The organism is Kitasatospora sp. NPDC058032 (assembly GCF_042885845.1).
In the GTDB taxonomy this organism is placed as follows: Bacteria; Actinomycetota; Actinomycetes; order Streptomycetales; family Streptomycetaceae; genus Kitasatospora.
The window spans coordinates 338,605-364,660 of record NZ_JBHVRK010000007.1 but is presented as its reverse complement, the minus strand read 5'-3'; the positions used below and the strand labels follow the sequence as shown (position 1 = coordinate 364,660).

16 protein-coding genes are annotated in these 26,056 nt (G+C 76.4%); 9 read left to right on the top strand and 7 right to left on the bottom strand.

Features of this window, described 5'->3' with window-relative positions; translation table 11 throughout:
• Positions 1 to 14 precede the first annotated feature (14 nt).
• On the bottom strand, positions 15 to 1,481 hold the full coding sequence (locus tag ACFVUH_RS14920) for a GH1 family beta-glucosidase (protein WP_387913534.1): 1,467 nt from the start codon (positions 1,479 to 1,481) through the stop codon (positions 15 to 17).
• 144 nt (positions 1,482 to 1,625) lie between these two features.
• On the opposite strand from ACFVUH_RS14920, the gene ACFVUH_RS14915 reads away from it, so the two are divergent.
• A complete protein-coding gene (locus ACFVUH_RS14915) occupies positions 1,626 to 3,626 on the top strand; it encodes an FAD-dependent oxidoreductase (RefSeq protein WP_387913531.1) in 2,001 nt (666 codons plus the stop codon).
• An 88-nt stretch (positions 3,627 to 3,714) separates the two neighbouring features.
• Here ACFVUH_RS14915 and ACFVUH_RS14910 read toward each other — a convergent pair whose 3' ends face one another.
• Positions 3,715 to 4,527, bottom strand: a complete 813-nt coding sequence (locus ACFVUH_RS14910) for a class I SAM-dependent methyltransferase (protein WP_387913529.1) — start codon at positions 4,525 to 4,527, stop codon at positions 3,715 to 3,717.
• A gap of 400 nt (positions 4,528 to 4,927) precedes the next feature.
• Here ACFVUH_RS14910 and ACFVUH_RS14905 point away from each other — a divergent pair, with 400 nt between their 5' ends.
• From ACFVUH_RS14905 to ACFVUH_RS14885, 5 genes are all read left to right on the top strand, one after another.
• Entirely contained in the window at positions 4,928 to 5,446 is a 519-nt protein-coding gene (locus ACFVUH_RS14905; RefSeq protein ID WP_387913527.1) for a DinB family protein, read from the top strand.
• A gap of 100 nt (positions 5,447 to 5,546) precedes the next feature.
• On the top strand, positions 5,547 to 6,197 hold the full coding sequence (locus ACFVUH_RS14900) for a Type 1 glutamine amidotransferase-like domain-containing protein (protein ID WP_355365402.1): 651 nt from the start codon (positions 5,547 to 5,549) through the stop codon (positions 6,195 to 6,197).
• A 309-nt stretch (positions 6,198 to 6,506) separates the two neighbouring features.
• The gene (locus ACFVUH_RS14895) at positions 6,507 to 9,074 is read left to right on the top strand and encodes a BTAD domain-containing putative transcriptional regulator (protein ID WP_387913524.1); all 2,568 of its coding nucleotides are present in this window, start codon (positions 6,507 to 6,509) and stop codon (positions 9,072 to 9,074) included.
• A 171-nt stretch (positions 9,075 to 9,245) separates the two neighbouring features.
• A complete protein-coding gene (locus ACFVUH_RS14890; protein ID WP_387913523.1) occupies positions 9,246 to 9,620 on the top strand; it encodes a hypothetical protein in 375 nt (124 codons plus the stop codon).
• The gene (locus tag ACFVUH_RS14885; protein ID WP_387913521.1) at positions 9,617 to 10,450 is read left to right on the top strand and encodes an SAM-dependent methyltransferase; all 834 of its coding nucleotides are present in this window, start codon (positions 9,617 to 9,619) and stop codon (positions 10,448 to 10,450) included. The genes ACFVUH_RS14890 and ACFVUH_RS14885 overlap by 4 nt, the downstream gene beginning before the upstream one ends.
• 110 nt (positions 10,451 to 10,560) lie before the next feature.
• Here the strand turns inward: ACFVUH_RS14885 and ACFVUH_RS14880 are convergent, their stop codons facing one another.
• Positions 10,561 to 11,502 carry a DMT family transporter gene (locus ACFVUH_RS14880; RefSeq protein ID WP_387913519.1) on the bottom strand — a complete coding sequence of 314 codons (942 nt, stop codon included), beginning with the start codon at positions 11,500 to 11,502 and terminating at the stop codon, positions 10,561 to 10,563.
• 274 nt (positions 11,503 to 11,776) lie between these two features.
• Between ACFVUH_RS14880 and ACFVUH_RS14875 the strand changes: the two genes are divergently transcribed.
• Positions 11,777 to 12,253, top strand: coding sequence for a hypothetical protein (locus ACFVUH_RS14875; RefSeq protein WP_387913518.1), 477 nt, complete (start codon positions 11,777 to 11,779; stop codon positions 12,251 to 12,253).
• Here the strand turns inward: ACFVUH_RS14875 and ACFVUH_RS14870 are convergent.
• The gene (locus ACFVUH_RS14870) at positions 12,242 to 15,286 is read right to left on the bottom strand and encodes a BTAD domain-containing putative transcriptional regulator (RefSeq protein ID WP_387913516.1); all 3,045 of its coding nucleotides are present in this window, start codon (positions 15,284 to 15,286) and stop codon (positions 12,242 to 12,244) included. The genes ACFVUH_RS14875 and ACFVUH_RS14870 overlap by 12 nt on opposite strands.
• Before the next feature lie 740 nt (positions 15,287 to 16,026).
• Between ACFVUH_RS14870 and ACFVUH_RS14865 the strand changes: the two genes are divergently transcribed.
• Entirely contained in the window at positions 16,027 to 16,605 is a 579-nt protein-coding gene (locus ACFVUH_RS14865) for a hypothetical protein (protein ID WP_387913514.1), read from the top strand.
• A gap of 7 nt (positions 16,606 to 16,612) precedes the next feature.
• Here ACFVUH_RS14865 and ACFVUH_RS14860 read toward each other — a convergent pair whose 3' ends face one another.
• The 3 genes from ACFVUH_RS14860 to eccCa form a co-directional block, all read right to left on the bottom strand.
• A complete protein-coding gene (locus ACFVUH_RS14860) occupies positions 16,613 to 17,164 on the bottom strand; it encodes a GNAT family N-acetyltransferase (RefSeq protein ID WP_387913512.1) in 552 nt (183 codons plus the stop codon).
• 38 nt (positions 17,165 to 17,202) lie between these two features.
• A complete protein-coding gene (locus tag ACFVUH_RS14855) occupies positions 17,203 to 20,241 on the bottom strand; it encodes a hypothetical protein (protein ID WP_387913511.1) in 3,039 nt (1,012 codons plus the stop codon).
• Between the two features lie 75 nt (positions 20,242 to 20,316).
• The gene (gene eccCa, locus ACFVUH_RS14850; RefSeq protein ID WP_387913509.1) at positions 20,317 to 24,411 is read right to left on the bottom strand and encodes a type VII secretion protein EccCa; all 4,095 of its coding nucleotides are present in this window, start codon (positions 24,409 to 24,411) and stop codon (positions 20,317 to 20,319) included.
• Between the two features lie 197 nt (positions 24,412 to 24,608).
• Between eccCa and eccD the strand changes: the two genes are divergently transcribed.
• The gene (gene eccD / locus ACFVUH_RS14845; RefSeq protein WP_387913508.1) at positions 24,609 to 25,982 is read left to right on the top strand and encodes a type VII secretion integral membrane protein EccD; all 1,374 of its coding nucleotides are present in this window, start codon (positions 24,609 to 24,611) and stop codon (positions 25,980 to 25,982) included.
• Positions 25,983 to 26,056 lie beyond the last annotated feature (74 nt).

Sequence of the window (26,056 nt, the reverse complement as noted above, 5' to 3'; positions counted from 1 at the left end):
GCCGGTCGGAGGACTCAGGCGACGCCGGGCGGGCGGAGCACGCCGGTCCGGGCGACCCGGGCGTACCAGTGGGCGCTGGACCTGGGGGTGCGGGCGAGGGTGCGGTGGTCGACGTGGACCAGGCCGAAGCGCTTGGTGTAGCCGTACGCCCACTCGAAGTTGTCCAGCAGCGACCAGGCGAAGTAGCCGCGCACGTCCGCGCCTTCGGCGACGGCCCGGTGCACGGCCGCGAGGTGCGCGGACAGGTAGGCGGTGCGCCGCGGGTCGTCGACGCTGCCCCGCGGGCCGGGCCCGTCGGGGTAGGCCGCGCCGTTCTCGGTGACCATGAGCGGCAGCCCGGGGTGGCTGCGGGCGAGCGCGGTGAGCAGCTCGTACAGGCCGGACGGGTCGACCGCCCAGTCCATCGCGGTGCGCTCGCCCGGCGCCTGGTGGAAGCCGACCCGGTCGGCGCCCGGCCAGGGGGAGGCGCTGCCCGCGCCGTGGCCGTCCGCGCGGGCGGGTTCGGCGCCCCCGGGCGTGGCGGAGACCACGGTCGGCGTGTAGTAGTTGACGCCCAGCCGGTCCAGGCGCTGGTGGATCGTGGCCTGGTCCCCGGAGTGGACGAAGGACCAGTCGGTGAGGTGCGCGGTGTCCGCGAGCAGGTCCGCGGGGTAGCCGCCGTCCAGCATCGGGCCGAGGAAGACCCGGTTGCCGACCGCGTCGATCCGGCGTACGGCGTCCCGGTCGGCGGCGGACGCGCTGAGCGGGCGCAGCGCGTGCAGATTGAGCGCCACCGACACCTCGGCCCCGGTGGGCAGCACCGAGCGCAGGGCCGTCACGGCCAGGCCGTGGGCGAGGTTGAGGTGGTGGGCGGCGCGCAGGGCGGCCACCGGGTCCGTGCGGCCGGGGGCGTGCACGCCCGAGCCGTAGCCGAGGAAGGCGCTGCACCAGGGCTCGTTGAGGGTGGTCCACCGGGTGATCCGGTCGCCGAGCGCCTCGCCCGCCAGGGCCGCGTAGGCGGCGAAGTGCTCGGCGGTGCGGCGCTGCGGCCAGCCGCCGGCCTCCTCCAGCTCCTGCGGGAGGTCCCAGTGGTAGAGGGTGGCGACGGGGGTGATCCCGGCGGCGAGCAGTTCGTCGGCGAGGCGGCGGTAGAAGTCCAGGCCGCGCGGGTTGGCGGGGCCGCGGCCGGTGGGCTGGACGCGGGGCCAGGCGATCGAGAACCGGTAGGCGGTGAGGCCGAGTTCGGCCATCAGCCGGACGTCCTCGCGGAGCCGGTGGTAGTGGTCGGCGGCCACGTCGCCGGTGTCGCCGCGGTGGACCTTGCCGGGTGTGCGGCAGAAGGTGTCCCAGATCGACGGGGTGCGGCCGTCCTCGGCGGTCGCGCCCTCGATCTGGTAGGCGGAGGTGGCGGCGCCCCAGTGGAAGCCCGGGGGGAAGCGGAGTGCCGCGGTGTCGGTGTCGGTGCTGGTGTCGCGGGCGGGGGCGGGGTCCGGCAGGGTCATGGTGGTGTGCTCCGGGGGGAAGGGGCGGCACGTCCGGCCGGGCGTCAATGCGGCGGCGGAGTCCGAATTCGATTGGGTGGTTGATGTTCTCGTCCGGGTGATGTCGGTTCCGTCGCGTCGAGTGTGCGCCAAGAGTGGTGCGCCATGACCACTCCAGATGTGAACGTTTCCCCCACGAAGACCCCGACCGCCACCGCCACCCCCACCGCCGGCGACGGGACGCCGGCCGTCCGGCCCTCGCGGCGCTCCGTCGTCACGATGACCGGCGCCTCGGTGCTCGCCGCCGGGCTCACCGCCGCCTCCGTCGCGCCCGCGACCGCGCTCGCCCCCGGCGCGGCGTCGGCCGTCGTACCGGCGGGCACCGATGAGCAGGCCTACACGACGGTGGCCCGCGCGATCGCCGTCCACGACGAGCACGACCGGCCGCTCGTCCCGGGCTACCTGAAGATCGTCCGGGACGGCCTGCCGCCGGCCCGGGCGCGGGCGACCAAGCGTGTGCTGGTCGTCGGCGCCGGACCGGCCGGGCTGCTCGCCGCCGACCTGCTCAACCGGGCCGGCCACGACGTCGTGGTGATCGAGGCCAACGGCAACCGGGCCGGCGGCCGGATCAAGACCTTCCGCAAGGGCGGCCACGAGGACGGCGAGCAGCCGTTCGCCGACCCGAAGCAGTACGCCGAGGGCGGGGCGATGCGGCTGCCCGAGAGCCACCCGCTGGTGATGGCGCTGCTCGACAAGTACGACCTGCCGCGCCAGGAGTTCCTGCTGGTGGACGTGGAGGTGGAGAAGCCGTCGGTGCGGGCCAACCGGGCCTGGATCCACGTCAACGGCCTGCACGTGCGCCGCGCCGACTACGAGGCGGACCCCAGGGAGGTCAACGCGAGCTTCGGTGTCACCGGCCCCGACCTCGCCCGGACCGCCGCCGCCATCTACGCGGTGGCGCTCGAACCCGCGCTCGCGCTGGTCCGCGGCAAGGAGGGTTCGGCGCTCGTCGAGGGCTGGGCCACCGTGCTGCGGCGCTACGGCCACTGGTCGATGTACCGGTACCTCACCGAGGAGGCGGGGCTGGACATCAGGACCGTCGACCTCGTCGGCACCATCCAGAACGTGACCTCGCGGCTGCACCTGTCCTTCGTGCACAGCTTCCTGTCCGCCGCGCTGATCGACCCGAAGACGAAGTTCTGGGAGATCAAGGGCGGCACCGCCCGGCTCGTCGACGCCCTCTACGCCGCCGTGAAGGGCAAGGTGCGGTTCGACCGGCGGGCGGTGCGCATCGACCGGAGCGGCGGCAGGGTCCGGGTGCACACCGTCTCCGAGGAGAGCCAGAGCGGCAGGGGCGGGGTCACCGAGGTCTTCGAGGGCGACGAGGCGATCATCACCGTCCCGTTCGCCGGGCTGCGGCACGTGGCCTTCGACCCGCCGCTCGGCTACGGCAAGCGGCGGGCGATCACCGAACTGCACTACGACGCCGCGACCAAGGTGCTGCTGGAGTTCTCCCGCCGCTGGTGGGAGTTCACCGAGGAGCAGTGGAAGGCGTCGCTGGACGGCATCGAGGCCGGGCTCTACGAGCGCTACCGGTCGGGCCGGGTCGCCGACGGCCGCTACCTGGGCGCGCACGCCTCGGTGCGGCAGCTCGGGGTGAGCGTCCCGGAGGAGCTCAGGACGTGCTTCGCGGACTTCCGCCCCGTCGGGGACGACCCGGAGGCCGCCCACCTCCGCGGCGGCGGCTCGGTGAGCGACAACGCCAACCGGTTCGTCTACTTCGAGCACGCCCACCCGCTGGAGGGCAGCGAGGGCGGCGTGGTGCTCGCCACGTACAGCTGGTCCGACGACGCGCTCAAGTGGGACGCGTACGCCGACGAGGAGCGCTACCTGCGGGCGCTCGCGGGCGTGCAGGCGATCTTCGGCCGGCGCTGCGAGGTCTTCTTCACCACCAAGTGCAGGACGCAGTCGTGGGTGCGCGACCACTACGCCTACGGCGAGGCGTCGGTGCTGCTCCCCGGCCAGCACACGGAGCTGTTCCCGGACATCCCGGGCTCCGAGGGTCCGCTGCACTTCGCGGGGGACCACACCTCCACCAAGCCGGCCTGGGTCGAGGGCGCGCTCGAATCGGCCGTCCGGACGGCGCTGCTGGTCCACCAGGGCTGACCCCGGCGGCTCGTCGGGGCGGGGCGGTCCCCGCGGTGTGCGGGGACCGCCCCGGGCGGTCGGCGGCCGGGCCGGCCGGGGCCGGCGGTCAGCGGCGGGTCGCGGTGACGAGGTGGTAGTCGAGCAGGCCGTCGCGCCAGGCGCCGAGGAAGTTGCGGGTCCAGTGGCCGGGCGGGACGGTGCCCTCCAGGTAGCGGTCCAGCCCCGGCCACACGTCCGCCCCGATGGACTCGGTGCCGACGTCGGTGAACCCGGCGGCGGCGAGGTCGGCGGTGAAGGCGTCGAGCGGGTGCGCGACGTCCAGGCCGTTGGCGAAGCTGCCGAGCAGGATGCTCAACCGCTCGGCGACGTCCGGCCCCTCGGCGCTGAAGAAGGTGGTGACCACCAGCCGGCCGCCCGGCCGCAGTACCCGGGCCGCCTCGCGGGCGAAGCCGGTCAGCTCGCGGAAGTGCTGGGCGGCCTCGACCGAGTACACGCCGTCCAGCGAGGCGTCCGCGAAGGGCAGGTCCTCCGCCGAGCCCAGCGCGTAGCCCAGCCGGTCCGGGAAGGTGGCCAGCGCCTTGGCGTTGACGGCGCGGGCGCGTTCGATCTGGTCCGGGTGGATGTCGACGCCCGTCACCGCGGCGAAGCGGAACTCGCAGAGCGCGAGCGCCGCGCCGAGCCCGCGCCCGCAGCCGACCTCGGCCAGCCGCAGCGGCTCCCTGGGCCCCGGGAAGGCCCGCAGCGCGCGGCGGTAGAGGTCCTCCTGGCTGCGGACGCGGTCCTCGGGAGTGGGCACGGTGGTGCGGATGCCGCTCCAGTCACCGAAGTTGATGTATCCGCCGGCAAAGCCGGCGGTCCGTGACAGGTCGTCGGCGCCGTACGTCTGGCGTACCGGTCCGGGGATGCGGTCCTGGCTCATGGCTCGCTCGGGCTCCTCGTATGTAGTGGCGGCGGCCGGTGGGCGGCGGCGTCGGACGGGAGGGCCGGTGCTCCGGGTCTCCCGCGGGCGGCGCGCGCCGCAGTACGTACCCAAACACGCGCAGGGCGGAACTACCCGAAGGAAGTGGTTTCGCGGGACAACACGCAGGCCAATCGTCCTGTGTGTCATACGAGATGATGAGCTTGCTTGCTGTCGTCGCGCTGGTCCTCGCGCCGGCTCCGTCGCCTCCGAACCCTACCGTTCGGCAGGGGTGGAGGAGTGGACCGGCAGAGGGGCGCGCGGTACCGGTCCGGCGGGCGGAAAAGATCGGCGGGGTGGCCGCCCGCCCTGCGAGACTGGTCGGCGGATCATCGGCACACCGGCGGAAGTGGGCGGCGTCATGGGCATGGACACGGGGGACGGGCGGGTCGCCCCGCCGCTGACCGGCGGTGAGCGGGAGACGCTGCGGGCGTTCCTGGACTTCCACCGCGGCACGCTGGCCAAGAAGTGCGCCGGTCTGACGGACGAACAGCTGCGGCTGCGGTCGAGCCCGCCGTCGACCGTGACCCTGCTCGGCCTGGTCCGCCACATGGCGGAGGTCGAGCGGACGTGGTTCCGACGGGTGATCGACGGGGAGGACGTCCCGCTGGTCTGGTCCCCGGAGGGCGACTTCCAGGCCGCCTACGACACGACCGGCGCCGACCGGGCCGAGGCGTTCGCGGCCTGGGAGGCGGAGGTGGAGCACGCCCGGCGGATCGAGCTGGCGGCGGAGTCGCTGGACGTCACCGGCTACCAGCCGCGCTGGCAGGCGGAGGTCTCGCTGCGGCTGGTGATGCTGCACCTGATCCACGAGTACGCGCGGCACAACGGGCACGCCGACTTCCTGCGCGAGGCGATCGACGGCGAGGTCGGCCCGTAGGCGTACGCGGCGGTCTGCGGTCTGCGGTCGGCGTGCCGGCGGTCGGCATGCCGGTGAAAACCGGTGGCCGGGCGCGGCCGGCCGTCGCTACCCTCCGCGCATGCGCCTGTACCTCTCCTCGTTCCGCCTGGGGGACCACCCGGACCGGCTGCTCGCGCTGCTCGGCGGACCGGGCCCGGCCCCGGTCGCGGTGATCGCCAACGCCATGGACGCCGAGCCGCGGGAGGCCAGACTCGCCGGTGTGCGGCGCGAGTTCGACGCCCTCGGCGGGCTCGGGCTGCGCCCCGTCGAACTCGACCTGCGGGAGTTCTTCGACCGCCCGCCGGAGGAGGTCGGGCAGACGCTCGCCCGCTTCCCGGCGGTCTGGCTCCGGGGCGGCAACGTGTTCATGCTGCGCTACGCCCTCGCCCGCTCCGGTGCGGACACGGCGCTGCTCGACCTGCTGCGCCGCGACGCACTCGTGTACGCCGGCTACAGCGCCGCCCCGTGCGTGCTCGCCCCGAGTCTGCGCGGCTTCGATCACTGCGACGATCCGCGCGTGGTCCCCGACACCTACGGGGAGCCCGCGGTCCGGGAGGGCCTCGGTGTGCTCGACCACGCGGTCGTGCCTCACGTCGACTCGCCCGACCACCCCGGGACGGCGGCCCTGGGCCGGGTCGCCGCGGGCTACCGGGCCGACGGCACCCCGCACCTCGTGCTGCGCGACGGGCAGGTGCTGGTGATCGACGGTCAGGACGTCCGGGTGTACTGAGCGGTGGCCGGACCGGACCGGACCGGGAAGGAGCGGTCGCCGGGGAGCCCGCCTGAGCACCACCGAACCGGCGGCGCGCGGGCCACGGCTTCTTCCGTGCCACGGGGCTGGGCCCGGAGACCTCCTGAACGGTCGCCCCCGCGGGAGGGGCCGTCGGCCGAGCGAGGGCTGGGGCGACGGTTCGTCATGGTCCGTGAAAGGACGCTTAGTTCGGGACAACCGGCGCTCACCAGGAAAGGTGTGGACCAATCCAGACATTCCCTATGCTCTCACCCTGATCGACTGATCGGAACGCGGTGGGGAGCGGCAGTGCGCATCAATCTGCTCGGACGGTTCGAGCTGCAGGACGACCACGGCAGGGCCCTGCCGCAGCCCGGCCCCAAGCGGCGCGCGCTGCTCGCCGCACTCGCCCTGGACCTCGGCCGGACCGTCCCCGCCGAGCGGCTGGCCGCCCTGCTCTGGGGCGGCGCCCCGCCGGCCACCGCCCGCTCCGCCCTCCAGGGCCACGTCACCGGCGTGCGCCGACTGCTCGTGGCCGCCGCCGACGGCGCACCCCCGGCCGGCTCCATACCCGAGGACCCGGACGGGCTCCACCTGGTCACCCGCGACGCCGGCTACGCGCTGCTCGGCCACCCCGACGCCGTCGACGTCCACCGCTTCGAACGGCTGTGCGCCGCCGCCCAGGGTGAACCGGCCACCGCCGGGGGCCTGCTGCGCACCGCCCTCGCGCTCTGGCGCGGACCCGCGCTCGACGGGTGCGGCTCCGCGCGGCTCGCCGCCGAGGCCGGGCCGCGGCTGACCGCCGCCCGGTGGCGGGCCGTCGAGCGCCTCGCGGTCGAAGCGCTCGCGAGGCGGGGCGAGGGGAACGGGCTGATGCCGGACGCGGTGGGCGAGTTGAGGACGCTGGTCGCCGCCGAGCCGTGGCGCGGGAGCGCCGTCACCCTCCTGGCCCGCTGCCTCGAACGGGCGTTGGCGAGCGGCGAACTGTCGCCCGGCCCGGTCGAGTTCACCGGGTGCGCCGGTGAACTCGCCCGCCTCGACGCGGCCGCCGCCACCGCCGACGGCCGCCCGCTGCTGCTCACCGGCCCCGTCGGCGTCGGCAAGACCGGCCTCGCCTGCGCCTGGGCGGACCGCCGCGCCGACCTCTTCCCCGACGGCCGCCACACCGTCGACCTCCGCGGCGAGGACGGGGCCGCCGCCGTCACCCCCGCCGCGGCCCTGGCCGTGCTGTTGCGCGGTCTCGGCGCGGACGAGGGTGAACTCCCGGACGGCACCGCCGAACGCGCCGCCCTGCTCGGCAGGTTGACCTCCGGTCGCCGTCTGCTGCTCCTGCTCGACGACGCCGGCTCCGCCGAGCAGGTCGAACCGCTGCTGCCCGGCCACCCCGAGGTCCTGGTCCTGGTCACCGGCCGTGCCGAGCGGCTCACCGCCGACCTGGTCGCCCGGCAGGGCGCCGTCCCGCTGCCGCTCGGCGCGCCGGCCCCCACCGAGGCGGTCCGCCTGCTCGCGGCGGTGGCCGGCGCCGGCCGGGTCGTCGCGGGCCGGGGCGTCGACCGGGAGCCGGAGGCCGCCGCGCAACTGGTCGCGCTCTGCGATCAACTGCCGCTCGCGGTAGGGCTGATGGGTGCCCGGCTGGCGAACGGCGGTGGGAGCGTCGTCGCGCTGGCGGAGGAGCTGGCCCGGGCGCGCACCGCGGGCTCCGACGGGGTGGCGGCAGCCGTGGAGGTCGGGTGGCGGGCCCTTCCGGCGGAGGCCGGGCGGGTCCTCGCGCTGACCGGACTGGTGCCGGGGGCGGTCCTCGACGCACACGATGTCGCCGCGCTCGGCGGGGTCCCGGTGCCCCGGGCGTGCGAACTGCTCGCGGCCCTCGTTTCCGCGCGACTCGTCGAGCGGACCGGGCCCGGACGGTTCGACCGGCCGGGCCCGGTGCGCCGGTACGCGGCCGAACTCGCCGCCGGTCTCCCGGCCGGTGAACGGGCCGCCGCGTTGGGCCGGTTGCTCGGCCGGTGGGCGGAGACCGCCGAGGCCGCCGCCGGTGCGACGGCCTGGTTCCGCCGTGCGCGGCCCGCCCTGGCCGCCCTGGCCGGCGCCGGCGCCGCGCACGCCCTCGACGCGGAGGTGTGGCGGCTCGCCCACGCCTGCGGGCCCCTGCACTACCTCGACGGCGCCCACCTGGAGGAGTGGGAGCAACTGGCCCGGGACGGCCTGGCCGCGGCCGAACGGCTCGGGGACCGGGCCGCCCGGCTCCGGCTGCGGACCGACCTGGGCCTCGCCCTGGTCTCCCGGAAGCGCTTCACCGAGGCCGCCGCCGTCGCCGCCCGGGCCGTCGCCGAGGCGGAGGGCGTCGACGACACCGCCGTCCGCGACCAGTGCCTCACCGCACTCGCCGGCACCCTCGCCGCGTCCGGCCGGGGCTACGCGGCCATCGCCGTGCTGGAACGCGTCGTCGCCTCCTGCGAGGCCCGTGGCGACGCCGGGTCGACCGCCCGCGCGCTGGACCGCCTCGCCCACTGCCTGCACCGGGTGGGCGAGGCCGAGCGCGGCCTCGCCCACACCGACCGCGCCCTCGCCCTCGTCCACGGCAGCCCCGACGACCCGCTGCAGGGAACCCTCCGCTTCAGCCGGGCCGAGGCCCTGCGCGTCCTGGGCCGGACGGAGGAGGCGCTCACGGCGTCCCGCGCGGCACTCGCCGCCGCCGAGCAGCACGGTGACACCCGGCTCACCCTGCTCACCCTCGACTTCAACGGCGCCCTCCTCGCCGAACTCGGCCGCCCCGAGGAAGCCGCCCACTGCCGGCGCCGCGCCCTCGCCCTGCACACCGCCGAGGGCCGCCCCGACCCGGCCCTGGAACGCCGTCTCGCCGCCCTGGAGGAATGAGGGGAGGGCGGAGCGGTGCGGGCGGCCGTGGGCGGCCCGCACGGCGGGCGCGGACCTCGCCGACCGCCAGGACGGGGCGGCGAAGTCCGATGTCCGCCATCCGGGGGGAGTTCCTCCGGAGGTCAGTCGCGTCTGCGCGGACGCGGGTCAGGGCACGGCCATCTTGACCAGATGACCGCCCTTTCGATGAGAGACCTGCTGCTGCGCGCGCAACATGACGCGGCCTTCGCCGAACTGGCCCGCACCGACCCCGATGCCGCTGCCGCCGACTACGACCTCGCCCCCGAGGAACTGGAGAGCCTACGCCGTGGGGACTGGGACCTCTACCGCTATCTGGTCGGCAGCCTCAGATCCGACGACATGACACTGCCGCCGACCACCCTCGTCGAGCCCATGCACCTGACCTACCACTCGTTCGGGGAAATGGTCCGGGAAGGTACGGAGGTCGAAGCGGCGGAAAAGCGCAGGGAACTGGTGGAATCCATCGCGACGCTGAGCGGCGAGGAGCGTCGCGGCAAGCTCGAAGAACTGATGGAGTACGTGTGAAGAACTCCAACGCCCCGCGTCGGCCGGTCGACATCTACATCACCGGTCTCGGCATCCGCAACGTCTCGCAGATCACCCGCGAGGCCGAACAGGCCATGCGTCTGAGCAGAAAAGTCTTCACCGTGGACGCCGGGTTCGGCATCGACGAATACCTGAAGACGCTGTCTCCCGAGGTCCACAGCATGCTGGGCCACTACCAGGAGGGCGGGGACCGGCTGCGCACCTATCGGGCCATGGCGGCCGAGGTGGTGCACGCGGCTCTCGACGCCTCCCCGGTGTGCTTCGCGACCTACGGGCACCCCAAGGTCTATGTCTACCCCACCGACCTGATCGAGAAGGCCGCGCCACTGCTGGGCCTGACGGTCAGGACCTTGCCCGGCATCTCCGCCTTGGACACCATCATCACCGACCTTGATCTCGACCCGGGACCGCGCGGTCTGCAGATGTACGAGGCGACCGACCTCCTGGCCCGCGAGCGGCCGCTTCAGCCCGACGTCCCCTGCCTGCTGTGGCAGGTCTCGGCCGTCGAAACCGCGATGTACTCCACCAAGCGCGGAAACTCCGAACGGTACCGCCGTCTGCAGGACTACCTGCTGCGCACCTACCCGGCCGGCCACCAGGTGACCATGGTGCTCAGTTCCACCTATGCGCTCCTGGAACCCCTGAAGGAGACCTTCTCCTTGGGGGAACTCGCGGATCTTCTGGCGCGCGGCCTCCAGGTAGGGACCCTCTACATTCCGCCCGCGGAGGAACGGCCGGTACGCAACCCCGACATTCTTCGCGATGCATTCGACGCCAAGCACCTCCAGCGCATCACCGCGTCGGCTTGAGGCAGGGCAGCGGGCGGCTCACCGGCCGGGCAGGCCCTTCCGGTGTGCCGCCCGCGACGACGATCGCGGGATCCGGGTTGCGGACCCGGCTCAGGGATCGAGTCCCGAGGTCAGCGGCGGCCGGGGGTGGTGAGGAGGGCGAGGGCGAGGGTGAGGACGGCGAGGCCGGACCAGGAGGCGGCTGGGAGGCGTTCGCCGAGGGCGGCGACGCCCAGGACGGCGGCGACCGCGGGTTCGGCCAGGGTGAGGGCGGTGGCGGTCTGGGCGGAGGTGTGGCGCAGGCCGCGGCCGAACAGGCGGTAGGCGAGGAAGGTGGTGACCACGCCCAGGTGCAGCACCACGAGGGCTCCGCGCGGTGCGGTCAGCCAGTCGGCGGCGTCGCCGATCAGCGGCACCGGCAGGACCAGGACGGCCGCCGCGCCGAACATCGACCCCATCACCCCGGCGGACGGGTGGCCGTGGGCGATGAGCCGGCCGCCGACCAGTGAGTAGACCGCGTAGGAGAGCCCGGCGAGGGCGGCCAGCAGCACGCCGGGGAGGTCCATCGCGGTGCCGGCGCCGCCGAGTTGCGGGCCGAGCACCAGCAGGGTGCAGCCGAGGACGGCGGTCGACGTGGCGCAGGCCCAGCGGGCGGTGGGCCGGGAGCCGCCGGTGATCCAGGCCAGCAGGCCGGTGAAGACCGGTGCGCTGCCGAGGGCGATCACCGTGGCCACCGCCACCCCCGTGCGGGCCACGGCGGGGTAGAAGGTGACCGGGTACCCGGCCACCGCGAGCGCGCCGAGCAGCAGCAGCCGCCGTTCGCGGGGCGTGCACGTCCTGGGCAGGGAACGGGCGGTGCGGTCGGAGAGCAGGAGCAGCAGCCCGCCGAGGGCCAGTCCGGCGCAGCCGATGCCGGCCGCCGGGGCGGCGGCGGGGGCGAGCGAGCCGGCCGTGCCGGTGGTGCCCCAGAGCACGGCGGCGGCGAGGACGGGCAGCGGACCGGCGAGGGCGCCGGGGCGTCGGGCCGTCGGGGTCAGGGGTGCGGAGAGGGGCGTGGAGGTACGGGTCGGCACAGTCGTGGACTTCCGTTGTCGAATTCCTGGATCCGGATTCGGAACGGGCGCACGGCACGGACCCCCGGCGCCCTTGCGGGCCGGCCGGGGCCGTGGGATCGGTCTTGCCGGTGTGTGCGCCCGGTCAGGCGGACAGCGGTGGCAGCACGACGTGCCAGTACGAGGTCATGCGGCGATGCTACCGCCCGCCTCCGTCGGCCCGGCCGGGGCCCGGTCCCGCGGCCGGCGGTGAACGCCGGGCGGGGCGGCAGCCGTACTCGTCAGCGTGACGGTGATGACCACGGGACGTGGTGCTGGCAGGCTGGCCGCCATGGCGGAAGCGGTGGGTGAGACGGGGGTCCGGGAACTGGTCGCGGGGTGGCTCGCGGCCGAGCGGCCCGGCGAGGACGGGTGGGCCGACGGTGACCGGGGCGGCGGCGGGTGGGCGGTGCCCCCGGCCGACGGTGCGGTGGTCGTCGCGGCGGCCCGGCGGCTGGCCGTGGACGGCCTGGGACGGCGCGGGCCCCGGACGCCGGTGCCGGACGGGCTGCGGATCATCGCCGAGGCGCTGGTGGTCGACGAGCATCCCTCGGCGGCGCGGTGGACGCCGCTGGAGCGGGCGCAGGCGGTGGAGTGGGTGGCGCTGCTGCTGCACCGGGTCGGGGAGGACGGCGTGACGGCGTTGACGGCGGAGCTGGTGCGGGAATCCGAGCCGGGGGACTCCGGGGTGGGGGACCCGGAACCCGAACCCGGGCGGTCCTCAGCCCGCTAACGTCGCCAGCCGTTCGTCCAGCTCGCGGACGACGGCGGTGTCGCCGAGCCGCCCGTACAGGCCGCGTGCCGAGCGCAGGGTGCCGACGGCCTCCGGGGCGCGGCCGGCCGCCAGCAGGAAGTCGGCGAAGTGGCGTTCGGCCACCGCGTGCAGATGGACGGCGCCGGCGAGCCGGCAGCGTTCCAGCGTCTGCCGCCAGGCCGTCTCCGCCTCCGCGGACCGGCCGAGCAGCTGGAGGGCGTGCGCCTCGTTGATCATCGCGGAGAGGTGGAAGACGGCCATCGGGTGCTCGGCGAGCAGCGCGCGGGCCTCCCGGGCGCGCCGCAGCGCCCGCTCCGGCTCGCCCGCGAGGCCGTAGAGGCCGGCGGTGTTGCTGAGCGCGTAGGGGGCGTGCTCGGCATGGCCGTGCGCCTCCGCGAGGGCGATGGCCTGCTCGCCCAGCCGGACCGCCTCGGCCGGCCGCCCGCCGGCCGCCGTGGTCACGGCGAGCACGGTGAGGGCCTGCACCCGGACGGTGTCCTCGCTCCCGGAGGTGCGCTCGACGGCGCGGCGGGCCAGCCGGTGGGCCTCCGCCGTCCGGCCCCGGCCGCTCAGGGCGCGGGCCGTCACGGCCTCCATCGCGGCGACGGCCGCCGGGTCGCCGGTGCGGCCGGCCGCGTCGAGCCCGGTCCGCAGGCAGGCGAGCCGGTCGGCGGGTCGGCCGACGCTGTAGTAGAGCCCGTCGGTGCGGTAGGCGAGCTGCCAGGCGCGATCGGCGTCGCCGTCCTCGGCGGCGGCGGCGACCAGGCCGCGGACGGTGGGCTCCTCGGCCTGGAACCAGTCCAGGGTCGAGCGCACGGAGGAGAACCGCGGCCGCCCGGCGCGCCCGCTCCGGGGCGTGGGGACGGACCCGGTGCCGGGGACGGCTCCGACGCCCGGGGAGGGCTGGAGCAGGGCGGCGCCGTGGACCACCGTCGTGAGGTAGTGGTCGGCCAGGGCCGCGGTGGCGGCGGTCCGCTCCGTCGCGGGCCGTGCGTCGAGGAGTTCGGTGCCGTACAGCCGGATCAGGTCGCAACGGCGGTAGCGGCCGGGGGAGATCTCGGTGAGCAGGTGGTGCGCGGCGAGGGCGGCGAGCGCGCCGCCCGCCTCGGCGGGGCCGGCGCCGAGCAGCGCGGCGGCTGCCGGGACGTCCGTCTCGGTGCCCGGGTGGACGGCGAGCAGGGCGAGCAGCTGGGTGGCGGCGTCCGGCATGTGGCGGACCGTCAGATCGAGGGCGGACCGCAGACTGGTGCTTCCCCGGGTGTCCAGGGCGTCCAGCCTGGTCCGCTCGTCGGCGAGTTCGGGCACCAGATCGGCGATCGCCCAGCCGGGACGGGTCGCCAGCCGGGCGGCGGCGATCCGCAGGGTGAGCGGCAGCCGTCCGCAGAGCTCCGCCAGCCGGTCGGCGGCCTCGGGCTCGGCGTCCACCCGGGCGCGGCCGAGCAGGTGCTCCAGCAGGCGGCGGGCGTCCTCGGCGGGCAGCGGGCCGAGCCGCAGCGGGGCGGCGCCCTCGGTGGCCACCAGGTCCTCCAGGCTGCTGCGGCTGGTGATCACGGCGGCGCCGTGCGGGCCGGAGGGCAGCAGGTCGGTGAGGTTCCGGGCGTCGCGGACGTTGTCCAGCACCACCAGCAGGCGGCGCTCGCGGGTGAGTGACCGGTAGAGCGCGGCGCGGGCCGCCCGCTCGGCCGGCAGCTCGGCCTCCGGTACCCCGAGGGCGCGCAGGAGCCGGCCGAGCACGGCGGCCGGTTCGACCGGCCGGCCGGGGCCGAAGCCGTTGAGGTCGGCGAAGAGCCGCCCGTCCGGGAAGGCGGCGGACGCGTCGTGCGCCCACCGCACGGCGGTGGCGGTCTTCCCGGTGCCGGGCGGGCCGACCAGGACGGCGAGGCCTCCGGGGGATCCGTCGCTGCTGTCCGCACGCAACTGCTCGCCCAGCCAGCGGAGTTCGGCGGAACGGCCGACAAATCCGGCGGTCGGGCGCGGGAGTTGGTCGGGGCCGGGGATCGGAGCGGTCGACGGCGTGCGCCCCGGCCGGACCGCGAACACGGCGGCGGGTCGCGGGAGTTGCCGGGACTCGGCGGAGGCGCCGCGCGCGGTGGCCGGCTGCGGGGCGGGCTTGCAGCTCGGGAACAGCGTCGATGCGGCGCGCTGCGGTCGAACGGCGGCGGGCGCGGCGGGCGCGGTGCCGACTGCGCCGCCCCCGGTGCTCCCGCCGGGCCGGGGGAGCCCGATGATGCGGGTGGGGGCCGTGGCGGTGGCGCCGGTCGGGCGTCGCGCCGGCTCGTCGGCGAGGAGCCCGGACACCGCCGACCGCAGGGCGACGCCCGGGCCGACGCCCAGGTCCGCGGCGAGCCGGCGGCGGGTCCGGTGGTAGGCGTTCAGCGCGTCCCAGGGGCGCCCGGCCTGGTTCAGACAGAGCACCAGCAGGGCGGCGAGCGCCTCGTTCCAGGGGTCGGACTCCAGTGCCCGGTCGAGGTCGGACACCGCGTCCGCGCCGAGGCCGAGCCGCAGCAGCCGGTCGGCCCAGGCCTGCAGCGCGAGCGCCCGGTCCTTGCGGAGGCGGTCGGCGAGCGCGTCCCGGAGGTCGCTCTCGGGCAGGTCGGCCAGGGCGTCGGGACCGTGCCACAGGTCGAGCGCCCGGCGCAGCAGACCGGCCGCCGCCCGGTCGCCCTCCGGGGCGCTCTCCGCCGCGGCACGGGCCGTCAGCCGCTCGAACAGCGACGCGTCGACCGCGTCCGCCGGGCCGTCCAGCCGGTATCCCGGTGGACGGGTCGACAGGACGAGTTCGGAGCCGGCGATCAGCTTCCGCAGCGCCGCGATGTGGCCCTGCAGCGCCGCGCGGGCCCGGGCCGGAGGCTCGTCTCCCCAGAGCAGTTCGAAGAACCGCCCGACCGGAACGGTGCGGCCGAGTTCGAGCGCCAGCAGGGCCAGCGCGGCGCGCCGCTTGGCGGCGGCGGGCTCGACGGACCGGCCGTCGGCGGTCCGGAGTTCCACCGGGCCCAGCAGTCGGACGAACACGGATTCTCCCTGGTGAGAGTGGGTGGATGTGGGCCTCCACCCGATGCGGGGCGCAGTCTAACCACGCTGGACGTACGGTTTGTGACGGTTGGTGTGCGGTGCGGGGAAGGCGGGGAACCGCCGGTCCGCGCGGGCGACGGGCCCGGTCCGCCGCCACGGCGGTGGTGGGCGGGCGCGGCTCCGTCGTCTGCCATGGACAGACCAGGGGCGCCGTCCGGTTGCGGTGCGGGCGGCAGTGCCGCCGCCGGGCAGGGGTTTTCCGGGTGCGGACCAGAACGGTTCCCGGGCCGGGTGCCGACGGGCCGCGCGGCCGGGCGCGGTGACCGGGACACGTGGTGCGGCCGGGCCTGGCTGTGGCGCGTGGTGCGCCGGGGGGCTCGCCGGGCCGGGCGGGCCGCTGCGCGACGGGTCGGCGGGTGCGCCCGGCGGTGCGGGAGGTGTGCGCGATCGGGAGCGCGGTGCTGCCCGAACAGACATGCGCGCGGAACCGCCGGGGCGCGGTGTCGGAGCCCGGGCGCCGTGCGCGCAGGCCGTGTGCGCCCCTGGCGGGAACCGCCCGCCACCGATGGTCAACGGCTACGCCGCCGGGGACGGTTCACCGGCCGCCGTGCTCCGGCGGACGCGGCGGGCACCGGGGCGGGAACCCGTGAACCCGGCCGTTCGGACGCCCCGTGGAGCAGGACGCGGGGCCGTGTCGGTTCCGCGTGCTTCGACCGCCGGGAAGGGCGATCATGCTGCGAATGAACGGGCCGCTGCAGATCACGGTCCTCGACAAGGACGCCTACTACGAGCAGCGCGCGGTGGTCCGGACCCCGTACGGCACCTTCGTGCTGGAGGGGCGGATCGGAGCCTCGCTGGACGTGCGGGCGGACGAGTGGGAGCTGGAGCTGCAGCACTGCGTCCCCGGCGTCGGCTGGCGGCCCAACGTCCGGGTGCTGCCGTTCCCGTGGCAGACCTCGTCGGGCGGCGTGCGCAGCCGGATCGTGCGCAGCAAGGACTGCGACTGGCCGAACGGCGACCCCACCGAGCGCAACTTCGTCCTGCGCCTGTCCGCGACGGTGGCCGAACGCCCGGTCCGGGCGCCGGCCCCGGTGGAAGGCGTGGGACCGGCCACGCGCGGAGGGATGCGGACCAGTTCGGGGACGGTGGGCGGTGCGATCCCCGCCGTGCAGGGGACCGTGCCGGGGCCGGACGCCCAGCTCCGGACGGCCCGCCCGGCGATGGGCCGGGTGCTGCCGGCGGAGTCGACGGTGCCGGCGGTGCCCGTCGCCCCGGTGGCCCCGCCCGCGACGGCGGCCTCCGAGGCGTGGGGCCGTTAGGGCGTGCTCAGAGCTCCCAGGACCGGGGCCGCTCCAGCGCCTCCCACTCCGGGCGGAGCAGGGAGAGCATCGCGACATCGTGCCGTCGCCCCCGGTGGAGGCAGGCGGCGCGGCGGACGCCTTCACGGGTGAAGCCGGCGTGGGCGAGGACGGCGAGTGCCGGGGCGTTGCCGGTGTGGGGGAGCGCTTCGAGGCGGTGCAGCGGGAGTTCGCCGAACGCGAGGTCGGCCAGGGCGTCCAGGGCGGCGTGACCGTAGCCGCGGCCGCGGTGGTCCGGGTCGACGAGGAGGCGGACGGTGGCGGTGCCGTCGGACATGTTCTGCTCGGTCAGGGCCGCCGCACCGACCGGAGTGCCGTCCGGGAGCAGGACGAGGAAGCCGTCGTGGTCGGCGTCGTCGACGTCGCGTTCGATCTGCTCGCGCACCGCCGAGAGCGGACGCGGCCAGTGGCCCAGCTCGTGCGCGGCCACCGGTTCGGACCGCCACGCGTGCAGCAGCTCGGCGTCGTCCACGTCGAGCGGGGCGAGGGTGACGGTCGGGGTGGCGTTCTTGCTGGTCATGGGCGGATGGTAGATCATCTCCGGCCCGGGGCGGGGCCTCAGGGGTGACCGGGGGTCCCCCCGGGCCCGGGCGGGTCGAGGGCGACACCCGGGGTGAGGTGGAAGCGGTCGGGGGAGTCGGCCCGGGGGCGTTCGGCCGGGGGCATGGCGGCACGGCGCTCCAGCCAGGCGCGCAGCCGGGTGAGGGCGTTGCGGTTGCGCTCGGAGGGGTCGCCGCCCGATTCGCGCAGCAGGACGCAGGCCGGGCGGTCGCCGTCGGACGGGACCACGCCGACGACGGTGAACGCCGTGCCCGGCGGGAAGACCGCCTGCGCCGGGCCGTCGGCGGAGTCGAAGACGGAGGTGCGCCGACCGGTGGCCGACCAGACGAGGAACTCCACCGAGGAGCCGGGGAGTTCGGCGCCCGGTGCGGTCAGGCCGGAGAGCGGGGCGGGCTCGCGGAAGTGCCGGCCGGTCGGGTAGTGGGCGAGGACGGCGTCCGGATCCGGACCGGCGGCGGCACCGAGCAGCACGGCGCCGTGGTGGCTCGGCAGGCGGCGCAGACCGGCACCGAGGCAGCGCAGGAACGGCTGCAGCGCCGGGTCGCCGGAACGCGCGGCGGCCACCAGGGCGGCGCGGGTCGTCGGCACGCCGGTGTCGGTGTGGTGGAGCAGGACGGCGGCCAGGTCGGGCTTGAAGTCGTCCTGGGAGGTGGACCGAAGGCCCGGGAGCCGGGTGGCGAGCTGTTCGAGACGGCCGGTGCAGCGGTGGTAGTGGTCGCCGAGCAGCGTGCGGACGGCGTCGCGCTCGGCGGGGCTGGTCGCGGTCACCGGTGCCGGGGAGTCGTCGAGGCCGAAGTGGCGGGCGGCCGTCGGTCCGGGGCTCGGCGGGCGGGGGGACGGGGCGGAGGCCTCGGCCGGTTCGTTCGTCGGCTCGCTCGCCGGCTCGGGTCCGGGGGCCGGTGCCGTCGGCGCGGCGGTCGGGGGCGGCGCCTCGTGGTCGGGCTCGGCGGGCGGCTCGACCGGCGGGACCGGCGGGACCGAGGGGACAGCGGGGAGCGGGGGGACCTCGGGGGTGCGGAACGGAAGGGCCGCGCCGCTGGTGGCGGTCCGGGTCGGCGGGCCGGCCGGGTCGCCACCGGCAACGGTGGTGCCTCCGAGGGCGGGCGTCGGGGCGGGCGACTCCTCGGCGGCGAGCGGCGCCCGACGGGACGGCACGGCGGCCCCGGCGGAGCTGCCGGTGGCGGGGGCGGCGGTGGCCCGGACGGGGGTGGGCGGCGGGACCGGCAGCGGGCCCGGCTCGGGTACCGGGGGCACCTGGTGACGTGCCGTCGGTGCGGTCCCGGTCGCCGGAACCTCCGAGGCGGCCGGAACCACCGGAACCTCCGGTACCCGCTGAGCGGCCGGGAGTTCGGCCCGCGCCTCGGCCCGGGCGGCCCGTCCGAGTGCGGCCGACCGGGGGGCGGACGGCGCAGCCGTCGCCGGGCGCGGTGCGGCCGTCGGGCGCCCGATGCCGTACGACACCGGGGCCACGGCGGGCGGGCCGTTCAACGGCTGTTCGGCGCCGAGCCATTCCAGCTCGTGCATCCGGGCGACGAACCGGCCGACCCGTTCGGCGGTGGGTTCCAGCAGCCCGTGGACCAGCAGGCCGAACCCCTCGGCCCCGGCGGCCGGGAGCCGGTCCAGGAGGGTGCCGAGCTCCTCGAAGGCGTCGGCCGGCACCGGGCGGTCGCGCTCCCCGACGATCAGCAGCGGGCGGGCCGCCTCGGGGCGCCGGAAGCGCGGGGTGAGCACGTGCGGCGGTTCGGGGCGCAGCCAGAGCCCGGCGGGGACGGCCTCCAGGGCCCAGTACGGGAAGGCCCGGAACACCGCGGGCCCGTCGGTGCGCCAGTCGGCGCCGCCGTTGCGCCAGGCGGCGGGGGTGGCGGGGGCGCCGGGCGAGGTGGCCAGGCGCAGCAGGAACGGCTCCCAGCCGGCCCGGCCGTCGCGGTCCAGGACCCGCGAGGTGGGGCCGCCGGGGCCGAGGACGGGCAGCCCGATCGCGGCCTGCACCGGCCGGGCCGTGCGGGCGGCCAGTGCGCCGGTGAGCGCGGCGAGTTGGTCGGGGGCCGCCCACGGGGCGCTGACCAGCGGACGGTCGGTGCCGAGCGGCAGGGAGAGCACGGCCTCGGCGAAGTCCTCGGGCAGCAGGACCGGCCGGGCCGGGGTGCCGATGATCACCACGGCGTTGCCGGGCGGGGCGGCGGCCAGCCGGAGGTCGGGCAGCGGGGCGGTGGACGGGTCGGCGGGGTCGGTGAGCCAGAAGCCGGCGGGCAGCCGCAGGACGCGTACGGCGTCGGCCCGGCCGCCGACGACCGGCGCGCCCGCGGAGGGCGATCCGGGTCGGGGCGCGGGCGCGGGCGAGGTGACGGGCGCGGGCACGGGCGCGGTGACGGATGCGGCGGCGCCGATCGTGTCGTTGAGCCGGCGGGGCGCCTGGCCCGGTTCGCAGCGCCACCAGGAGGACGCCTCGACCGCGCCCGCCGGGTCGGTGACCTTGAGGTTGCCGCCCGGGGTGATCTCCACCAGGCCGTCCGGGGCGACCACGGGCACCCCGGCGCGTTCGGCGACGACCTCGGCCGGCCGCCGTCCGTTGGGCGCGAGCGCGGCCAGCCCGGAGGCGGCCAGCACCAGATGGGCGGCGCCCCGGGCGCGGGCGATCACACCGAGGTCGGCCATCCGGTCGCGCAGGATCTTCGCCGAGTCGGGCGCGGCGGCGACCACCACCACGGCGTCCGGGACGGGCCGCAGGGCGCCGATCGCCGCCGTCAGGTCGCCCTCGCGGGCGGTGGACGGCGCGATCACGAAGTGCGGGCCGACCGCGCGGAGCACCGACGAGCCCGGTGCCGACGCCGAGCCCGCCGCCGGTGCGGGCGCCGGGGCCGGCACGGTGGCCGGCAGCGCGGCGCGGACCGGCTCGGCGACGGGCGCGGGCACCGCGGCGGGCGCGGTCGCGGCGGGCAGGGCGCGCTGCGGCCCGCGCCGGAAGCCGAAGCGGCGGCGGGGCTCGGCCGGGGGTGCGGGCTCGTCGGAGCGCGCACCGGTGCGGGAGAGGCTCATCGTCCTGGACTACGGCCCCCGCCGCGTCCCCGGTTCACCGGTGTCCGGCCGGAGGCGCCCACCGCCGACGCCCGCCTACGCCCGTGCCGCCCGCTCGGGCTCGGATCCCGGTCCGGCCTCCGGCTCGGGCTCCGGCATCAGCCCCGTCTGCACCTGCACCGTCCGGCGCCGGGTGATGTGCAGCGCGCGGCCGGGCGGCAGCACCCGCGGCTTGACGCTGCCGAACAGCGTCCCCTCGCTCGGCGGGCAGGACAGCAGCGTGACCGGGGTGTTGACGTCCTGGAGCCGGCGCAGCAGCTGGTCGCTGTACGCCCGGCCGATCCCGTTGGCCGAGCGGGCGACGATCAGGTGCAGGCCGAGCTCGGTGCCCTGCGCCAGGTGTTCGAGGAGCGGGCCGAACGGGCTGCCGCTCGACTGTCCGGGGACGAGGTCGTAGTCGTCGACGACGACGAACAGCTCCGGCCCCGTCCACCAGTCGCGCAGCCGCATCCGGGCCGGGCTGATCTCCTCGCCGGGCAGTCTGGCCTCCATGGCGCGGGCCGCGCCCGTGACGACCTGCCGGAGCACGTCCACCGAGACGGCGTAGCCGAGCCGGTACTCCTCCGGGACGCTCTCGTAGAGCCCGCGCCGGAAGTCCACGAGCATGATCCGGGCCTCCGCGGGGGTGTAGGCGGAGGTGATCCCGGCGACCAGCAGGCGCAGCAGGTTGGTCTTGCCGCTCTCGCTGTCGCCGACCACCAGCAGGTGCGGCGACTCCTCGAAGTCGTGCCAGAGCGGCGCGATCGCGGTGTCCTCCAGACCGATGGCGACCCGCAGCCGGCCCTCGGGCGCGGGCAGCGCGGCGGAGTCCAGCAGCAGCGGCAGCATCCGCACCTCCGGCGCGCGCGGGCCGCTCCAGTGCTCGTTGACGGCGTCGACGAGGTCCGCGACGCCGTCGGCGAGGTCCTCGGCGCCGCCCTGTCCGTCGATCCGGGGGAGCGCGCCGAGGAAGTGCAGCCGCTCCTTGGTGAGGCCGCGGCCGGGGCTGTGCGGGACGGTCTCGGCGGCCCGCATGTTGATCATGGAGTCGATGGGGTCGCCGAGCCGCAGCTCGAAGCGGGTGCCGAACTGGTCGCGCACATTGCTGGAGAGCTCGCCCCAGCGGGCCGTGGCGACGACGAGGTGCACGCCGTAGTTGAGGCCGCGGGAGGCGATCGGGGTCAGCGCGGCCACCAGGTCCATGAACTCCTGGCGCAGGGTGCTCCAGCCGTCGATGACCAGGAACACGTCGCCGTGCCGGTCGTCGGCGAGCTCCGGGTCGTCGGCCGCCTTGCGGCGCCGGAAGGCCGTCATGGACTCCACGCCCAGCTGGGCGAAGCGCAGTTCGCGCCGCGCGATGATGCCGTTGACCTCGGCGATCGTCCGGCCGACCCGCTCCGGGTCGTGGCGCCCGGTGACGCCGCCGACGTGCGGCAGCCCGCGCAGCGAGGAGAGCGTGCCGCCGCCGAAGTCCAGGCAGTAGAACTGGACCTCCTGCGGCGTGTGGGTGAGCGCCAGCGCGGTGATCAGGGTGCGCAGCAGGGTGCTCTTGCCGCTCTGCGGGCCGCCCGCGACGGCGACGTGGCCGCCGGCGGCCGACAGGTCGGCGGTCAGCAGCTCGCGCAGCTGCTGGAACGGGCGGTCCACCACGCCCACCGGGACGGTCAGCGGGCCGGCCGCCGGGCGGCCGTCGGGTGCCAGGCCGTGCCGGGCGGTGGGGGTGAGCGGCGGCAGCAGCTCGTCCAGGGTGGGCGGGACGTCCAGCGGGGGCAGCCAGACCCGGTGGGCGGGCGGGCCGGCGTCGAGCATCCGCGCGGCCGCCAGGTCCAGCAGGTTCGGGGCGTCCTCCTCGGCCGCCTCCCGGGCCTCCTCGGCGGCCAGCACCTCCGGGTCGGGATCGCGCGGCGCGATGTACGTGGTGCCGTAGGCCACGATCTGGCCGGCCACGGCGGCCTGCTGGACGGCGCCGCGCCGGCGCCGGTAGGGCCCGGAGACGTAGGCGGCCTTGAACCGGGTGAGGGTGGCGATGTCGCTGCGCAGGATGCCGTTGCCGGGCTGGGAGGGCAGCTGGTAGGCGTCGGGCACGCCCAGCACGCCCCGGCTCTCCATGGCGGAGAAGGTGCGCAGGCCGACCCGGTAGGACAGGTGGGACTCCAGGGCGTGCATCCGGCCCTCGTCCAGCCGCTGGGAGGCGAGCAGCAGGTGCACGCCCAGCGAGCGGCCGAGCCGGCCGATCATGATGAACAGCTCCATGAAGTCCCGGTGCGCGGAGAGCAGTTCGCTGAACTCGTCGACCACCACGAAGAGCGTCGGCAGCGGGTCGAGCTGGGCGCCGCCGGCCCGCGCGGTCTCGTAGTCCAGCAGCGAGCTGTAGTTGCCGGCCGAGCGGAGCAGCTCCTGGCGGCGGTTCAGCTCGCCGTGCAGGGCGTCGCGCATCCGGTCCACCAGGGCGGCCTCGTCGGCGAGGTTGGTGATCACCGCCGAGGTGTGCGGGAGCTGGTCCAGGCCGAGGAAGGTCGCCCCGCCCTTGAAGTCGACGAGGACGAAGTTCAGCGTCTCCGAGGAGTGGGTGAGCGCGAGCGCGAGCACCAGGGTGCGCAGCAGCTCGGACTTGCCGGAGCCGGTGGCGCCGATCAGCATGCCGTGCGGGCCCATGCCGCCCTGCGCCGACTCCTTGAGGTCGAGCTCCACCGGCTTGCCGTCCGCGCCGACGCCGATCGGCACCCGCAGCCGCCGGCCGCGGGGGCGCTCGGCCCAGCTGCGGGCGACGTCGTGCTGGTGCAGGTCGTTGATGCCCAGCAGCGAGGTGAGGTCGAAGTCGGTGCTGAGCGGCTCGGAGACGTCCACCGCGTCGCCCAGCCGGTACGGGGCGAGCGTGGTGGCGTAGCGGCGGGCGGCCGGCAGGCCCAGCGCGTCCGGGCGGCCGAGCGGGGTGGTCTCGTCGCGCCGGTTGCGGTCGGCGGTGACCAGGTCCAGCCGGTCACCGGTGATCCGCAGCCGCAGCCGGAACGGCGCGTGCTGCCACTCCACCGCCCCGGAGACGTCCAGCAGCACGGCGTTGCGGTATCCGGCGAGCAGGGCGCGGCTGCCGCCGGGCAGCTTCACCCCGTCCAGGACGATCACGGTGAACGGCTCGTCCCGGCCGGGCTGGGTCTCCGGCTCGAACGGCGGCCGGTCGGTGAACTCCGGGCCCAGCAACTGTTCCAGCTCCACCAGGGAGTCGGCGACCAGGCGCACCGGGCCGGCGCCGTCCGTCTCGGTGGGGTGCAGGGCGTGCGGCAGCCACTTCAGCCAGGCCCACTCCTCGCGCAGTTCGGGGGAGACAGCGGCCGCGACGCGCAGCTCGTCCGGGGCGTGGAAGAAGGCGAGCTGGGCGATCATCGCCCGGGCCAGCGCGCGGGCCGGTCCGGGGTCGGCCGCCTCGGCCGGCTCCGCGGTGGTGGGCGCGAGGGGTACGGCGTCCGCCGGGTCGGCGTCCGGCGCGGGGTGCTCGCAGCGCAGCAGCACATGGGCGTAGCCGCGCACATGGACGGCGATCGGCTGGTCGGCGATCGAGCCGTAGGCGTGGATGAAGCGGCGCAGCGCGTGCGCGCACAGCGGTTCCAGGTCCTCGACGGGCTGGGTGGCCAGCGGGGCCAGCTTGACCGCCAGCCGCTGGGAGCCGGTCGCGATCCGGACGTCGCCGAAGTCCGGGTGGGCCGCCCGCCGCTCCCAGAGCCGCGAGGTCCGCACCAGCGAGCCGAGCGAGTCCGGCGCGGGGTGGCGCCAGGCGAGCGCCAGCCGCTGGTCCACGATGTGGCGGCGGACCTGGCGGCGCACCTGGGACAGGTAGCGCAGGTAGTCGCGGCGCTCGCCGCGCAGCTGGCGCTTGCGGTCGCTGGCGCTGCGGAACAGCTGGGTCACCAGCATGCCGACGGCGGACAGGCCCATCATGCCCATCGCCACATAGGTGAGCGGCCCGCCGCCGCCCTGCGGGTTGAGGAAGATCATCACCATCGAGAGCGAGCTCAGCGCCATCGGCGCCATGGCGATCATGTTGGACATGCCGCTCTGCGCCTCCGGAAGCACCGGCGGCTCCTGCAACTGCAGTTCACCGTCCGGCATCGCCGGTCCGGGGCGCCGGGGCGGACGATCGACCAGGACCACGCTCAACGGGGGCTCTCCTCTCACGGCGCCGGCGCCGACGCCGGTGGCGGCGGGCCCGACGGCCCGGGCCGCACCGCACTCGGGCCTACGGCCCGCGGGGCTCCGGCGGTTCACCGCGCGCCTGCGCCGCGGCGGGTGAACCGTCCGCCCGGCGCGGTCCGTACCTGTGTGACGGGAGCACGGGCAGACGGGAGACGCGACAGGTGAGCACCAGCACGGCGGCGACAGGACTGGTACGGCTGAGGTTCCGCGCCCCCGGCACCGCCTTCGAACTCGTCCTGCCCGGCGACGTGGTCCTCGCCGACCTGCTGCCGGCCGTCCTCGGCTACGCCGGCCCCGACGTCGCGGAGAGCGGCACCGAGCACTCGGGCTGGGTCCTGCAGCGCCTCGGCGGTCCGCCCCTCGACGAGGAGCGGACCCTGGAGGAGATCGGGCTGGCCGACGGCGAGGAACTGTTCCTGCGCCCCGTTCGGGACACGCTGCCCGAGGTGCACTTCGACGACCTGGTGGACGGCATCCGCACCGGCACCACCGCCCGCGGCGACTCCTGGCGGCCCGCGGTCACCCACCACCTCGCACTGGTCCTCGCCGTGCTCACGCTGGCCGGCGGCCTGCTGCTGCTCGCCCGGCCCGGCCCGGACGGCCCGCGCTGCGCCGCCGCCGCGGTCGTCGCGGTGCTGCTGCTGGCCGGCGGCGCCGCGGCGGCCCGGCTGGTCGGCGACTCCCCGGCCGGGACGGCGCTGGCCGCCGCCGGGGTCTGCCACGCCGCGGCGGCGGCCGCGCTGGTCCCCGGGGTCACCGGCCCGGCCCGGCTGCTCGCGGGCGGCTCGGCGGCGGTCGGCGCCACCGCCGTGGCGCTGGCCCTGGTCGGTTCGGGGCCGTTCTTCGCCGGGCTGCTGACGAGCGCCGTGTTCGCCCTCGCCGCCGGCGCGCTCGCCGCGTACGGGCTGACGGCCACCCATGTCGCCGCGGGGGTCGCCGCCGTGGCCGTGCTGTTCGGCGCGTTCGTCCCCGCGCTGTCGTTCAAGCTGGCCGGGCTGCGGCTGCCCGCCCTGCCGCGCAACGCCGACGAGCTCCAGGAGGAGATCGAGCCGTTCCCGGCCGACGACGTGCTCGCCCGCAGCCTGGTCGCGGACAGCTACCTGGTCGGGTTCTTCATCGCGGTCGGCTCGGCCTGCGCGATCGCGCTCACGGTGCTGGCGCTGGCCCAGGACGACGGGTGGGGCACCACGGTGATGGCCGCCGACCTGTCGGTGCTGGTGCTGCTGCACGCCCGCGACATCGGCGGGCTGCGCCAGCGGCTCGCGCTGCTGCTGCCCGGGGCGCTGGGGCTCGGCCTGCTGGCCGTGCGGGCGGGCTGGGACGCCGCGCCGGGCGGGCGGCTCGGGGTGTTCACCGTGCTGGCCGTCGTCGCGGGCGGGCTCTGCGCCGCCGCCTGGACGCTGCCCGGCCGGCGGCTGCTGCCCTACTGGGGCCGGGCCGGTGACCTGCTGCACTCGCTCGCCGCGCTCGCCCTGCTGCCGCTCGCGCTCCAGGTCTTCGGCTTCTACGGGGCGATGCGCGGTCTGGCGGGCTGAACCCGCCCGGCCCCCGCAGGACCGACCCGACCCCAGGCATCCGACCCGAGGCATCCGACCCGAGGTGTCCCGCA